A 14,258-nucleotide genomic window follows, 5' to 3' on the forward strand; every position below is an offset into this window, starting at 1 on the left:
CCATGCATGTCCTCGTGGTGCACAACCGCTACGCGTCGGCGCAGCCGAGCGGCGAGAACAGGGTCGTCGACCAGGAGGTGACGCTGCTGCGCGGGGCCGGCCACCGGGTCGAGGTGTTCGAGCGGCGCAGCGACGACATCGCCGCCCGGTCCCTGCTCGGCAAGGCCGCGGTGCCGCTGCTGGTGCCGTGGAATCCGGCGGTCCGCGCGGAGCTGGCGGCCCGGCTCCGCGCCACCCGGCCGGACCTGGTGCACCTCCACAACGTCTTCCCGCTGCTGTCGCCCTCCGTGCTGGCCGCCTGCGCCGACGCCGGCGTGCCCGCGGTCGCCACCCTGCACAACTACGCCCAGGTCTGCCCGCCGGGCACGCTGCAACGGGACGGCCGGCCGTGCACCGAGTGCGCCGGGTCGGTGCCGCTGCCCGCCGTCCGGCACGGCTGCTACCGCGGCTCCCGGCTGGCGACGGTGCCGCTCGCGGTCAGCCTGGCGGTCAACCGGCGGCGGTGGTGGTCGGGGGTCGCGCGGTTCTTCTGCATCTCCGCGGCGCAGCGCGACGTGCTGGTGCGGGCCGGGGTGCCGGCCGAACGGCTGGCGGTGAAGCACAACTTCGTGCCCGATCCGGGCGCCGGCCGGGCGGGCGCCGGTGAGCATCTGCTCTACCTCGGCCGGCTCGCGGAGGCCAAGGGCGTGCGGCTGCTCATGGCCGCGTGGGACGAGGTCGCCGCGGGCTGCGGGGTGGGCGTACCGCTGGTGATCGCCGGGGCGGGGCCGCTGGAGCGCGAGGTGACCGCGTGGGCGGCGGGCCGGGACGACGTGCGCTACGCGGGTCTGCTGGGCCCGGAGGAGTGCCGGCGGGCGGTCGCGCGGGCGGTGGCCGTGGTGGCGCCCTCGACGTGGCTGGAGGCGTTCGGCCTGGTGGTCGTGGAGGCGATGGCGGCCGGCGTCCCGGCCGTCGCCGCCGGGCACGGCGCCTTCACCGAACTCGTCGAGGACGGCGTGACCGGGCTGCTGCACCGGCCGGACGAGCCCGCCTCGCTCGCGTCCGGTCTGCGCCGGATCACCGCCGACGCGGCCCGCAACCAGGAGATGGGCCGGGCGGCCCGGCGCCGTTACGAGCGGGGTTTCAGCCCCGCCGTCGGGCTGGAGCGCCTGCTGGAGGAGTACCGCACCGCACTCGCGGGACGGTCGGAAACGAGGGGGACGGAAACCATGGGGGGCACTGGATGACACGATGCCGACTCTGCGGGTCGGACGCGCTGGCGAGCGTGGTCGATCTCGGGGCGACGCCGCCGTGCGAGAGCTTTCTCGCCGTGGACCAGCTGGACCGGCCGGAACTGGCGTACCCGCTGCATCTGCGGGTCTGCACCGCATGCTGGCTGGCGCAGCTCCCGCCGCTGATCACGCCGGAGGAGACGTTCCAGGAGTACGCGTACTTCTCCTCGTACTCGACATCCTGGGTGGAGCACGCGCGCACCTTCGTCACCGACGCCGTACGGCGGCTGGGCCTGGGCCCCGACGCCTTCGTGACCGAAGTCGCCAGCAACGACGGCTACTTGCTGCGGCATGTGGTGGACCGCGAGATCCGCTGCCTGGGCATCGAGCCGTCGGTGAACGTCGGCGCGGCGGCGCGCGAGGCGGGCGTGCCGACGCTCACGGCGTTCCTGAGCCCGGAAACGGGCGCGGCCGTCCGCGCCGAGCACGGCCCGGCGGACCTGGTCGTGGCCAACAACGTCTACGCGCACATCCCCGATGTCACCGGCTTCACCCAGGGGCTGCGCGCCCTGGTCGCCGACGACGGCTGGGTCTCCGTCGAGGTGCAGTACCTGCTGACCCTGATCGAGCGGAACCAGTACGACACGATCTACCACGAGCACTTCCAGTACTACACGGTCGCCTCCGCGATCCGGGCCCTGGCCAGCGGCGGACTGGCCCTGGTGGACGTCGAGTCGCTGCCCACGCACGGCGGGTCCCTCCGGCTGTGGGCCCGGCCGAGCGAGGCGGCGGGCGAGCCGAGCGGCCGGGTGGCCGACATGCTGACCCGGGAGAAGGCCGCCGGGCTCCAGGAACTCTCCGGGTACGCGGAGTTCTCCGCCCGGGTGGCCAAGGTGCGCCGCGACCTCCTCGCGTTCCTCGTCACGGCGGCCGAGCAGGGCAGGACCGTCGTCGGCTACGGCGCCCCCGGCAAGGGCAACACCCTGCTCAACCACTGCGGCATCCGGCCCGACCTGCTCGCGTACACCGTCGACCGCAACCCCTACAAACACGGCCGGTTCACCCCGGGCGCCCGCATCCCGATCCTGCCGCCCGAGCGGATCGCCGCCGACAAACCCGACTACGTGCTCGTCCTCCCGTGGAACCTGCGGGCCGAACTGGTCGAGCAGCTGTCGTACGTCCACGCCTGGGGCGGCCGGCTGGTCTTCCCCATTCCGGAACTGAGCATTGTCGAGGTCGCGTCGTGAAAGGTACCGGCATGAAGGTCGTGCTGTTCTGCGGCGGCTACGGGATGCGGATGCGCAGCGGCGCCGCCGACGACGTGCCCAAGCCGATGGCGATGGTCGGCCCCAGACCGCTGATCTGGCACGTCATGCGCTACTACGCGCACTACGGGCACACCGAGTTCATCCTCTGCCTGGGCTACGGGGCCCACCACATCAAGAACTTCTTCCTCACCTACGAGGAGACCGCCTCCAACGACTTCGTGCTGCGCGGCGGGCGGCCCGAACTGCTCTCCACCGACATCGCCGACTGGACGATCACGTTCGTGCAGACCGGCGTCGCATCGCCGATCGGGGAGCGGCTGCGCCGGGTGCGGCACCACCTGGACGGCGAGGAGATGTTCCTCGCCAACTACGCCGACGTACTCACCGACGCCCCGCTGGACGAGATGACCGACCGCTTCGCGTGCCGCGACGCCGGTGCGTCGATGATGGTCGTCCCTCCCCAATCCTCGTTCCACTGCGTGGAGTTGGGCGAGGACGGCCTGGTCGGGGGGATCACCGCGGTGAGCGACCTGCCGCTGTGGGAGAACGGCGGCTACTTCGTGCTCCGCCAGGAGGTCTTCGACCACATCCCGGAGAACGGTGACCTGGTCGCCGACGGCTGCGCCCAGCTCGCCAAACGCGGCAGGCTGGTGGCGCACCGGCACCGCGGCTTCTGGAAGCCGACCGACACGGTGAAGGAGCGGGCCGCGCTGGACGCCGCCTACGCCCGGGGCGACCGGCCCTGGGCCGTGTGGGAGCGGGACCGCGCCGGGGTGACCGCGTGATCCGGCTCGGCGCCGGGCGCCTGGACCGGATCGCCGCGGTGGGCGCGCACTGCGACGACCTCGCCATCGGCGCCGGCGGCACCCTGCTGACGGCGTGCCTGGCGCGGCCGGGACTCCGTATCGACGCGCTGGTGCTCTCCGGCGGCGGCAGCGAGCGGGAGCAGGAGGAGCGGGCCGCGCTCGCCGCCTTCTGCCCGGGCGCCGACCTGCGGCTGACCGTCCTCAAGCTGCCGGACGGCCGGCTGCCCGCGTACTGGGACGAGGCCAAGGCCGCGGTCGAGGAACTGCGCGCGCAGGGCGATCCGGACCTGGTCCTGGCCCCGCGCGCCGAGGACGCGCACCAGGACCACCGCGGCCTGGCGCGGCTGATCCCCACCGCCTTCCGCGACCACCTCGTCCTCGGCTACGAGATCGCCAAATGGGACGGCGACCTCGGCCGCCCGGCGGCCTACCAGCCGCTGACACCCCAGATCGCCGAACGCAAGGTCCGGCTGCTGCACGAGCACTACCTCTCGCAGCTCCACCGGCCCTGGTTCGACCGGGAGGCGTTCCTCGGCCTCGCCCGGATCCGCGGTATCGAATGTCACGCGCGCTACGCCGAGGCGTTCGCCGTCACCAAATTGACGCTGAACTTGGGGAGTTGACACCATGCGCGTACTGCTGACCGGGCACCAGGGCTACCTGGGCACCGTCATGGCCCCGGTCCTCGCGGCCGCCGGGCACGAGGTCGTCGGCCTGGACGCCGGACTGTTCGCCGACTGCGTCCTGGGCCCGCCGCCCGCGGACCCGCCGGGGCACCGGGTGGACCTGCGCGACGTCACCGCCGACCACGTGGCCGGGGTGGACGCCGTGATCCACCTGGCCGCGCTCTCCAACGACCCCCTGGGGTCGCTGGCGCCCGAGCTGACCTACGACATCAACCACCACGCGTCCGTACGCCTGGCCCGCCTGGCTCGCGACGCCGGGGTGCGGCGCTTCCTGTACGCGTCCACCTGCTCGGTCTACGGCGCCGCGGGCGGTGGCGAACTGGTCGGCGAGGACGCCCCGCTGCGCCCCGTGACGCCGTACGCGGAGTCCAAGGTGCGGGTCGAGGACGACCTGCACGCCCTGGCCGACGCCGACTTCAGCCCGGTGTACCTGCGCAACGCCACCGCCTTCGGCCACTCCCCCCGGCTGCGCGCCGACATCGTGCTGAACAACCTGGTCGGCCACGCGCTGCTCTCCGGCGAGGTGCTCGTCCTCTCCGACGGCACACCCTGGCGCCCACTGGTGCACGCCGCCGATATCGCCCGTGCCTTCACGGCCGCGCTGACCGCGCCGAAGGACGCCGTACACGACCGGGCGTTCAACATCGGCAGTGAGGCCAACAACGTCACGGTCGCCGAGATCGCCGGACAGGTCGCCGAGGCGGTGTCCGGCGCGAAGGTGCGGATCACCGGCGAGAACGGCGCCGACCCGCGCTCGTACCGGGTGGACTTCTCGCGGTTCCGCACCGCGATACCCGGCTTCGACTGCGAGTGGACCGTGAAGCGGGGAGCGCTCGAACTCGCCGACGCATACCGGGAGTTCGGGCTGACCCGGGACGACTTCGAGCGCCGCTTCACCCGCCTCGCGGTACTGCGCGCGGCATCCGGGGCCGGTGCCGTGGACGGCACCCTGCGGCGGCGCCCATGACCGCGCAGGGGAAGGAGATGCATGCCCTGGTGGAGCGGCTCTACCCGCTCTGCCGGAGCATCACCGGCGACGGCGTACGCGCCACCCTGGACATCGTCGGCGAGTACGTCCCGCTACAGGTCCACGAGGTGCCGACCGGTACCCAGGTCCTCGACTGGACGGTGCCGCAGGAGTGGAACATCCGCGACGCGTACATCGCCGACCCCGCCGGCCGCCGCGTCGTCGACTTCGCCGCGTCCAGCCTGCACGTCCTCGGCTACAGCGTCCCGGTGTCGCGGACCATGCCGCTCGCCGAGCTGCGCGAGCACCTGTACACGCTGCCCGACCAACCCGACCTGGTCCCGTACCGCACCAGCTACTACACACCCGACTGGGGATTCTGCCTGGCCCAGAACACCTTGGACGCGCTGCCGGACGGCGACTACGAGGTCCGCATCGACGCAACCCTCGCGGACGGCCACCTCACCTACGCCGAGCACGTCATCCCCGGCCGCGTCCCCGACGAGGTGATCGTCTCCTGCCATGTCTGCCACCCCTCGCTGGCCAACGACAACCTCGCCGGCATCGCCGTGGCGACGTTCCTCGCCCAGGCACTGGCGGAGCACACGCCGTACTACACCTACCGCTTCCTCTACGCCCCCGGCACCATCGGCGCGATCACCTGGCTGGCCCGCAACGCCGAACGGATCGAACGCGTCAAGCACGGGCTGGTGCTGGCCTGCGCCGGCGACCCGGGCCGGCTGACGTACAAGCGGAGCAGACGCGGCGACGCGGAGATCGACCGGGTGATGCGGTACGTGCTCGCCATCTCCCAACGCCCGTACCGCATAACGGAGTTCACGCCGTACGGGTACGACGAGCGCCAGTTCTGCTCCCCCGGCTTCAACCTCGGCGTCGGCTCGCTCACCCGCACCCCGTACGCCGCGTACCCCGAGTACCACACCTCGGCGGACAACCTGGATTTCGTCTCGCCCGAGGCGATGGCGGACACCCTCGCCGTCTGCCGCGAGGCGTTCGCCGTCCTCGACCGCAACCGGCGTTACGTCAACCTCAGCCCGTACGGCGAACCGCAGTTGGGCCGCCGCGGCCTGTACGACGCGCTCGGCGGCCGCAGCGACACCAAGCAGGCCCAGATGGCCCTGCTGTGGGTCCTCAACCTGTCGGACGGCAGTCACAGTCTGCTGGACATCGCCGAGCGGTCCGGGCTGCCGTTCGCCACCGTCGCCGCCGCGGCCGGCGCCCTGCACGGCGCCAGGCTGGTCACGGCATGACGCCGATGGCCACCGAGGGGGCGAAGGCGGCGGCACCGGCCCGCTCCGCCAAGCGGGCCCTGGTCGGCCGGCTCTCCTGGGGACTGGCCGACCAGGCGGCCTCCAGCGTCACCAACTTCGCGGTGGGGGTCTACGTGGCGCGCTCGCTGGGGGTGACCGCGTTCGGCGTGTTCAGCCTGGCGTGGGTGACCTACGGTGTGGTGCTCAACGTCTCCCGGGGGCTGGCCACCGATCCGCTCGTGGTGCGCTTCAGCGGCGTACCGGACGCGGCCTGGCGCCCGGCGGTGGCCCGGGCGTCGGGGACCGCGCTCGGCGTCGGCGGCGCCCTCGGCGCGGCGTGCCTGGCGGTCGGCCTGGGGCTCGGCGGCCGGGTGGGGGCCGCGTTCGCCTGCCTGGGCGTCATGCTGCCGGGGCTGCTGCTGCAGGATGCCTGGCGGTTCTCGTTCTTCGCCGCCGGCGCCGGGCGGAAGGCGTTCACCAACGACCTGGTGTGCGGGATCGCGCTCGTCCCGGCCATGGTCGCGGCGGCCCGGGTGGGCACCGTCGCCGCTTTCGTCCTCGCCTGGGGCGCGGCCGCCGCGGTGGCCGCCGCGTACGGCTGCTGCCAGTCCGGCATCCGGCCCCGGCCGGACCGGGCGCGCGGGTGGCTCCGCGAGCAGCGCGATCTCGGCTACCGGTACCTCGTCGAGAACGTCAGCTTGAGTGGCGCGAGCCAGTTGCGGGCGTACGGGCTCGGCGCCATCGCCGGCGTCGGCGCGGTGGGTGCGGTGCGGGGCGCCGAACTGCTCCTCGGCCCGTTCCTCGCCGTGCTGATGGGACTGTCGCTGGTCACCGTCCCGGAGGCGGCGCGGGTGCTGCGGCAGGCCCCGCACCGCCTGGGCGCGTTCTGCCTGGTGCTGGGCGGCGGGCAGGCAGCCGCCGCGCTGCTGTGGGGCGGGGCGCTGCTGCTGGTGCCGGACCGGCTCGGTGAGGTGGTGCTCGGCGATGTCTGGCCGTCCGCCGCGGCGCTCATCGTGCCGGTCACCTTGAGCGTCGCGGGCGCGGGCCTGGGCACCGGCGCGGCGGCCGGGCTGCGCGCGCTCGGCGCGGCCCGGCGCAGCCTGCGCTGCCAGCTGTTCGCCTCGCTCTGCTACGTCGGCGGCGGGCTCGGCGGGGCGGCCGCCGCCGGTACGGCCGGCTCCGCCTGGGGCGTCGCCGCCGCGACCGTCAGCGGCTCGGCCGTGTGGTGGCTGCACCTGCGGTCCGCCCTGCGCGAGCCCCACCCGAACCGGAACCCCCTCCCCGAAGCGAGGACCTCATGACCACCCGCCCCAGGCTGAGCATCGGCCTGCCCGTGTACAACGGCGAGGAGTACCTGTCCGAGTCGCTCGACGCCCTGCTGGGTCAGACCTACGAGGACTTCGAGCTGATCATCTCCGACAACGCCTCCACCGACGGCACCCAGGACATCTGCCGCCGGTACGCCGCACGCGACCCGCGCATCCGCTACCTCCGGCTGCCCCGCAACATCGGCGCCACCCCCAACCACAACCACGTCTTCGCCCGGTCCCGCGGCGAACTCTTCAAATGGGCCTCACACGACGACCTGTACGGCCGCGACCTGCTGCGCGCGTGCGTCCAGGCACTGGACGAGCGGCCGGACGCGATCCTCGCGCACACCGGCCAGGCGGTCATCGACGGCGACGGCCAGCTGAAAGTCCCCTACGCGTACGGACTCGCCACCGACTCACCGCACCCGCCCGAGCGCTTCCGCAGTCTGCTCTTCGAACCCGGCGGCGACGATTTCTACGGGGTGCTGCGGGCCGACGTCCTGCGCCGGGTGAAGCCGATGGACAGCTACCACCACGCGGACCGCACGTTCGTCGCCGAACTCACCCTGCACGGGCCGTTCCACCAGGTGCCGGAGGTGCTGTACTTCCGCCGCGACCACCCCACCCGCGCCGAGCGGGCGAACCCTTCCAAGCGCGCCCGCTGCGTCAACCTCGACCCGCGCCGGGCGGGCCCGCTGCACCCGACGCCCCGGCTGCTGGCCGAGTACGTCTGGGGCTTCGCCGCGGCGATCCGGCGGGCGCCGCTGACCCCGGCCGACCGCCGCGCCTGCTACCGCCACCTGGCCGCCTGGCTGACCAGCCGGGCCCGGCCGGGCGCCGGCGAACGGGTCGAGGACCGCCCCCCGGTCGCCCCGGACCGGCTCACCGTCTCCGTCGACGCCCTCGTCGCGGGCCGCGAAGGGCGGCAGGCATGACAACCACGCCCCGCGTCGGGGTGTTCGGCCTCCTCGGCTCCGGCAACCTCGGCAACGACGGATCGCTGGAAGCCCTCCTCGACTACCTCCGCACCGAGCACCCGGACGCGGCCGTGGACGCGCTGTGCGGCGGCCCGGAGGCGGTGACGGAGCGGTTCGGCATCCCCGCGGTGCGCCTGCACTGGAACCGCGCGGAGTACCGGACCGCGTCCCGCGCGGGCGCGATGGCCGCCAAGGGCCTGGGCAAACTCCTCGACATCGTCCGCACCGCCGCCTGGGTGCGCCGGCACGACGTGGTGATCGTGCCGGGCATGGGCGTCCTGGAGGCCACCCTGCCACTGCGGCCGTGGGGCTTCCCGTACTCCCTGTTCCTGCTCTGCGCGGCCGGCCGGCTGTTCGGCACCCGGGTAGCGCTGGTCAGCGTCGGCGCCGCACCGATCGGCAGCCGGCCGACGAGAGCCCTGGTGCGCTGGTCGGCACGGCTGGCCGCGTACCGCTCGTACCGGGACGCGCCGTCCCGCGACACGATGCGGACGATGGGCGTGGACACCGCGCGCGACGAGGTCTACCCGGACCTCGCGTTCGCCCTGCCACCACCGCCGACGAGCGGACCGCCTGCCCCTCCCGGCCGCGTCTGCGTCGGCGTCATGGACTTCCACGGCGGCGACGACGACCGCGTCCGGGCCGGCGAGATCCACCACCGCTACCTCGACGGGACGATCCGCTTCGTCCGCGCGCTGGTCGAGGACGGCCGCCCGGTCCGGCTGCTCACCGGCGACGCCTGCGACGCGCCGGTGGTCGCCGCGATCCTCGACGCGGTGGACTCGCCGCTGGTCACCGCCGCCGAACCGGCCTCCCTCGCCGACCTGATGCGGGAGGCGGCGGCCGCCGACGCCGTGGTGGCGATCCGCTACCACAACCTGGTCTGCGCCCTGAAGGCCGGCACCCCGGCACTCGCGGTCAGCTACGCGGCCAAGAGCGACGCCCTCATGGCCCGGATGGGCCTCGGCGCGTACAGCCACCCGGCCCGCGCCCTCGACGCCGACCGGCTGCTGGAGCAGTTCCGGGAACTGGAGAAGCGAGCGCCGGAGCTGCGGCACACGCTAGCCGAACGAAACGAGGTGGCCCTACGCCAACTCGCCCGCCAATTCAGCCACTTGACCTCCACCCTCTTCCCCATGACCGACCACGCCCACACCGTGCGGAAGGCCCCATGACAGCCGCGGAAGGCCCCATGAAAGCAACCGAAGTCCCGGAGATCGCCGGCGCGTTCCTGTTCGAGCCGACCCCGTACGCCGACGAACGCGGCTTCTTCTGCCGCACCTTCGACGCCGACGCGATCCGCGCGGTGGGCCTCGACCCGAACGCCTTCGTCCAGGACAGCGTGTCCCGTTCGGTCCGCGGCGTCCTGCGCGGCCTGCACCTGCGCTCAGGCGCCGGCGAGGCCAAGCTGGTGCGCTGCTCGTACGGAAAGATCTTCGACGTCGTCGTGGACCTCCGCCCGGACTCCCCGACGTACCTGGCCGTGGCCTTCTTCGAGCTGTCCGGCGAGACGCAGACGACCGTGTACATCCCGGCGGGATGCGCCCACGGCTTCCAGGCACTGACCGGGACCGCCGACACCTCGTACCGCATCGACCGCCCGCACGATCCGGCCGAGGACGTGACGATCGCCCACGACGACCCGGAACTGGCCATCCCCTGGCCGCTGCCGGTCACCTCGCTGTCCCGGCGGGACCGGAAGGCCACCGGCCTCGCCGAGTACCTGAACCGAAGAGGGAAGTGAGGCGGGCATGGAACCTGAACTGGCGGACTGCGAGCGGGAGTTAGCTCTCCCCCGGTCCCGTGCGGCGAACGAGCGGCTGCACGCCCTGATCCCCGGCGGCGCGCACACCTACGCCAAGGGCGACGACCAATACCCCGAGAACATGGCGCCGGTCATCAGCCACGGCCGCGGCGCCCACGTCTGGGACATCGACGGCAACCGCTATATCGAGTACGGCTCCGGTCTGCGGTCGGTCAGCCTCGGCCACGCCCACCCCCGCGTCATCGAGGCGGTGCGGCGGGAACTGGACCGCGGCAGCAACTTCGTCCGGCCCTCCCTCGTGGAGGTCGAGGCCGCGGAACGCTTCCTGGCCACGGTGCCGACCGCCGAGATGGTGAAGTTCGCCAAGAACGGCTCCGACGCCACCACCGCGGCGGTGCGCCTGGCCCGCGCCGCCACCGGACGCCCGCGGGTGGCCCTCTGCGCCGACCACCCGTTCTTCTCCACCGACGACTGGTTCATCGGCACCACGCCGATGTCCGCCGGCATCCCCGCGGCGCTCAACCAGCTCACCGTGACCTTCCCCTACGGCGACCTGGCCGCCACGGAGGACCTGCTCACCCGCTACCGGGACGAGATCGCCTGCCTGGTCCTCGAACCCGCCACCCACACCGAGCCGCCGCCCGGTTACCTCGCCGGCCTGCGCGAACTGGCCGACCGGCACGGCTGCGTCCTGATCTTCGACGAGATGATCACCGGCTTCCGCTGGTCCGAGGCGGGCGCCCAGGGCCTGTACGGCGTCGTCCCCGACCTCTCCACCTTCGGCAAGGCGCTGGGCAACGGCTTCGCCGTCTCCGCACTGGCCGGGCGCCGCGCGCTGATGGAGCGGGGCGGACTGCGCCACTCCGGCGACCGGGTCTTCCTGCTGTCCACCACGCACGGCGCCGAAACGCACTCCCTGGCCGCCGCGATGGCCGTACAGACGACGTACACCGAGGAAGGCGTCACCGCGCGCCTGCACGCCCTCGGTGAGCGGCTGGCCGCCGGCGTCCGCGACGCCGCCGCGAGCACGGGCGTCGGCGACCACCTCCTCGTCCGGGGCCGGGCCAGCAACCTGGTCTACGCCACCCTCGACGAGAACGGCCAGCCGTCCCAGCCATACCGCACGTTGTTCCTGCGCCACCTCCTGGCGGGCGGCGTACTCGCCCCGTCCTTCGTCGTCAGCAGCGCCCTCACCGACGCCGACATCGACCGCACCATCGACGTGGTGGCCCAGGCATGCGCCGTGTACCGCAAGGCCCTGGACGCCGCCGACCCCACCCCCTGGCTCGCCGGCCGCCCGGTCAAGCCGGTGTTCCGGCGGTTGGTGTGAGGTGACGCGCCGCTCAGCCGGCCCACCGTCCCCCCACCCGATCGACCCCCCAAGCGGTCACCGGCACCACCACCAGCGCGGTGCACCAACCACCCAGCACATCGGTCGGATAGTGCGCGCCCAGAACGACCTGCGCCCAGCCCATACCAGCACCCGCGACCAGCGCCGCGCCGAGCACGAGCAACCTGCCGGCCGTCCTCCCCAAGCCCAGCCGACCGGCCGCGAGCAACGCCACCACGAGTACGAGCGCGGTGGCGAAGGCGGTATGCCCGCTCGGATACGACAGGTTGCCCTCCCCGTGGATCGTGCGCCCGGCCAGCTGCTTGATCACCGTCGCCGCCCCGACACTCATCCCGACGCCGCTGACCACGAGCACCACCCCGCGCACCCACCGAAGCAGCAAGCACCCCGTCACCGCGGCCGCGACCACCACCGCCGCCCCCGCGGGCTCCCCCAAAAAATCCACACCCAGCGCCACGCACCGCCACGGCGGCCCCACCCCCTCCACCGCCGCCCCGACCCGCGCGTCCACCCCACCGGGCGTGCTCTCCCCGCCGTACAGCACCCCGAGAACGACGACCACCGACGCGGCGACCCCCGCGACCCACCCGAGCCCCCATCGCGGCAAGGCCACCGGCCCCACGAGCCGCCCCCCACCACCCGGACCGACTGCCGCGACCTCCGCCTCCCGCCGACGCCAACTCCCCACCAGCGAACCCCCGTCCGTATCCCAGCACTCTGGCACAGCGGCAAGCAGGCCGTCCGGCATCGCAGCGACGGCCGGTCAGGGAAGGCGAGACGGGGGATACGGGGTGAACAGGCGTACCGAGGTTGACCTGTGGCCCGGCAAGACGCCGGTCAGGGGGCCAACCCCGGCCCCGCCGTGACCTGATTCGGGCGATCCCCCGCGTCGCCCGAATCAGGTGGTCTCGCCGGATTCTCCGCCCTCGCGGGCGGGCATCCGCAACCTGTGCTGAGTATATTGGCTCCGAGCCAGTCAACGCAGGAGTTACAGCATGTCCCCCCGCAGCGCATCGGTCAATGAAGAATTGCGGCGGCGGTCCCGCGAGCGGCTGTTGCAGGCGACGGTCGAGCTGGTGGGCGAGCGCGGCTACGAGGCCACGACGCTCGGCGACATCGCGCGGCGCGCGGGGGCGGCCCGCGGTCTGATCTCGTACTACTTCCCCAGCAAGCGGCAGTTGCTCCAGTCCGCCGTGCACCGGCTGATGCACCGTACGCTCCAGGCCGCGCTGGAGCGCGAACCGCGGCCGGCCGGCCCGGACGCCGGGCGGGAGCTGCTGGCCCGGGCCATCGACGCGATCCTGGGACTGGCCCACGACGAACCGATGCTGATGCGGACGCATATGGCCGGAATTCTCACCTCCGCCGGGTTCGTCCAATGCCCGGAGCAGCAGCGGCTGGCCCAGTTGCTGCGCGAGACGGTGGTGGCCTACGGGTCCACCGACCCGGACGCCGACTATCCGCTGCTGCGCGCCCTGTTGATGGGGTCGGTGGTGCCGATGCTGCTCCAGGGGGCCCAGATGCCCCGGGTGCGGCTGCGCGCGGAGCTGTTCCAGCGGTACGGGCTGGACTGGGCGTTGGGGGTTCCGCCGGGCCCCCGGCCGCCGGAGGGCGCGACGACCCGCGGCACCCCGGTGGTGCGCGGGGCGGCGCAGGCCGCTCCCCCGGGGCCGGCGGAGGACGCGGGCACACCGTAAGTCCGCGGCCCCCGGCCCCAGTTGGCCACCCGTCGCCCCTCAGCGCTTGTTGTGGCGGGGTGTGAGGAGACCGGCGTCGCGGGCTCCGGCGATCAGGCGGAGGGCTCGGCGGCGGTTGCGGCCGGTGGCGTGCATAACGGCCAGGACGGGGTCGCGGCCCTCCTTCTGGGCCGCGCGGTAGGCGGCCGCGGCGATCCGGCGCCGTTCCCCGGCCCGCGAGCGGACGAGGACGGCGGAACGGACGGCGGCGGCCGGGGCGGGGGGCGGTTCGGCCACCCCGGGCTGCTCGGACACGCCGGACCGCTCGGACGCGCCGGACCGCTCGGATGGTTCGGGGGACGGCGCGCACTGCTCGGGCCGCGGGGCGGATGAGGGGCTGGCCGCCTCCGATTGCGGCTCGGGGTCGGTGCCGGGCCCCTGGGGCGGCGCGGCGGCGGCCGGCGCGACGGCCGATGCCTCGCCCGCCGCTTCCTTCCCCGCCTCGCCCCTCACCTCGTTCCCCGGGTCGTCCACCGCCCCCTCCGCCGCGTCGGCCGCCGCCTCACCCGGTACGCCGCCCACAGCACCGTCCGCAGCGGCACCCGGGGCAGCATCCGCCGCCTCCGCCGACCGGGGTGCGGCGGGTGCCGCCGGGCCGGGGTGCCGGTGCGGGGCCGCGGCCGGAGCGGGGCGGGACTTCGGGGGGCGGCCGGTGGCGGCGCGGCAGGTGTCGTCGAGGGGGCCCTCGATCCAGTGGGCGAGGGTGGCCAGGGCGTCCAGGGTCAGCGGCGGGTCGGCGCGGACGTCCTCGACGGCGAGGTGGTCGCCGGAGGCCGTCACCAGGACGTCGATCCGGGCCCCGTCGGGGAAGGTCAGCCGGGCGCTGAACCAGGGGCCCAGCCCGGACGCGGCCGAACCGTGCGCACGGAGTTCCCAGTCGGGCCACTCCAATGCCGCGCCTTGCGCTTTA

The 14,258-nt window shown here is 73.8% G+C and carries 14 protein-coding genes; 12 read left to right on the forward strand and 2 right to left on the reverse strand.

All coding sequences use genetic code 11. The annotated features are described in order from the left end of the window. The first annotated feature begins 2 nt into the window (after positions 1 to 2). Genes ADL22_RS00605 through ADL22_RS00655 form a run of 11 tightly spaced genes read left to right on the forward strand, consistent with a single transcriptional unit; the run spans position 3 to position 11,591 of the window. Entirely contained in the window at positions 3 to 1,226 is a 1,224-nt protein-coding gene (locus ADL22_RS00605; RefSeq protein WP_066972511.1) for a glycosyltransferase, read from the forward strand. Continuing rightward, entirely contained in the window at positions 1,223 to 2,458 is a 1,236-nt protein-coding gene (locus ADL22_RS00610; protein WP_066972514.1) for a class I SAM-dependent methyltransferase, read from the forward strand. The genes ADL22_RS00605 and ADL22_RS00610 overlap by 4 nt, the downstream gene beginning before the upstream one ends. 11 nt (positions 2,459 to 2,469) lie before the next feature. Continuing rightward, entirely contained in the window at positions 2,470 to 3,264 is a 795-nt protein-coding gene (locus ADL22_RS00615; RefSeq protein WP_066972518.1) for a glucose-1-phosphate cytidylyltransferase, read from the forward strand. Next, positions 3,261 to 3,908 carry a PIG-L deacetylase family protein gene (locus tag ADL22_RS00620; RefSeq protein ID WP_066972521.1) on the forward strand — a complete coding sequence of 216 codons (648 nt, stop codon included), beginning with the start codon at positions 3,261 to 3,263 and terminating at the stop codon, positions 3,906 to 3,908. The genes ADL22_RS00615 and ADL22_RS00620 overlap by 4 nt, the downstream gene beginning before the upstream one ends. 4 nt (positions 3,909 to 3,912) lie before the next feature. Then, complete coding sequence (locus tag ADL22_RS00625) at positions 3,913 to 4,938, forward strand: NAD-dependent epimerase/dehydratase family protein (RefSeq protein WP_066972526.1); 1,026 nt, start codon at positions 3,913 to 3,915, stop codon at positions 4,936 to 4,938. Beyond that, entirely contained in the window at positions 4,935 to 6,209 is a 1,275-nt protein-coding gene (locus ADL22_RS00630; RefSeq protein ID WP_066972529.1) for a DUF4910 domain-containing protein, read from the forward strand. Before ADL22_RS00625 ends, ADL22_RS00630 begins: the two co-directional genes overlap by 4 nt. Further along, positions 6,206 to 7,510 (forward strand): hypothetical protein, encoded by a 1,305-nt coding sequence (locus ADL22_RS00635; protein WP_199836181.1) that lies wholly within the window; start codon positions 6,206 to 6,208, stop codon positions 7,508 to 7,510. The genes ADL22_RS00630 and ADL22_RS00635 overlap by 4 nt, the downstream gene beginning before the upstream one ends. After that, complete coding sequence (locus ADL22_RS00640; protein ID WP_066972534.1) at positions 7,507 to 8,454, forward strand: glycosyltransferase family 2 protein; 948 nt, start codon at positions 7,507 to 7,509, stop codon at positions 8,452 to 8,454. Before ADL22_RS00635 ends, ADL22_RS00640 begins: the two co-directional genes overlap by 4 nt. Beyond that, positions 8,451 to 9,671, forward strand: coding sequence for a polysaccharide pyruvyl transferase family protein (locus ADL22_RS00645; protein ID WP_066972537.1), 1,221 nt, complete (start codon positions 8,451 to 8,453; stop codon positions 9,669 to 9,671). Before ADL22_RS00640 ends, ADL22_RS00645 begins: the two co-directional genes overlap by 4 nt. A gap of 17 nt (positions 9,672 to 9,688) precedes the next feature. Next, on the forward strand, positions 9,689 to 10,240 hold the full coding sequence (locus ADL22_RS00650; protein WP_066972539.1) for a dTDP-4-dehydrorhamnose 3,5-epimerase family protein: 552 nt from the start codon (positions 9,689 to 9,691) through the stop codon (positions 10,238 to 10,240). A gap of 7 nt (positions 10,241 to 10,247) precedes the next feature. Then, on the forward strand, positions 10,248 to 11,591 hold the full coding sequence (locus ADL22_RS00655; RefSeq protein ID WP_066972542.1) for a glutamate-1-semialdehyde 2,1-aminomutase: 1,344 nt from the start codon (positions 10,248 to 10,250) through the stop codon (positions 11,589 to 11,591). A gap of 13 nt (positions 11,592 to 11,604) precedes the next feature. On the opposite strand, the gene ADL22_RS00660 is transcribed toward ADL22_RS00655, so the two are convergent. Then, complete coding sequence (locus ADL22_RS00660) at positions 11,605 to 12,360, reverse strand: phosphatase PAP2 family protein (protein ID WP_079063741.1); 756 nt, start codon at positions 12,358 to 12,360, stop codon at positions 11,605 to 11,607. Positions 12,361 to 12,607: 247 nt separating this feature from the next. Between ADL22_RS00660 and ADL22_RS00665 the strand changes: the two genes are divergently transcribed. Further along, positions 12,608 to 13,309 carry a TetR/AcrR family transcriptional regulator gene (locus tag ADL22_RS00665; RefSeq protein ID WP_066972546.1) on the forward strand — a complete coding sequence of 234 codons (702 nt, stop codon included), beginning with the start codon at positions 12,608 to 12,610 and terminating at the stop codon, positions 13,307 to 13,309. Between the two features lie 39 nt (positions 13,310 to 13,348). Here the strand turns inward: ADL22_RS00665 and ADL22_RS36920 are convergent, their stop codons facing one another. Continuing rightward, positions 13,349 to 14,239: a DUF6214 family protein gene (locus ADL22_RS36920; protein ID WP_066972547.1), complete on the reverse strand. Its 891-nt coding sequence runs from the start codon at positions 14,237 to 14,239 to the stop codon at positions 13,349 to 13,351. Between the last annotated feature and the right edge of the window lie 19 nt (positions 14,240 to 14,258).

The organism is Streptomyces sp. NRRL F-4489 (genome assembly GCF_001509485.1).
Lineage (GTDB): Bacteria > Actinomycetota > Actinomycetes > Streptomycetales > Streptomycetaceae > Streptomyces.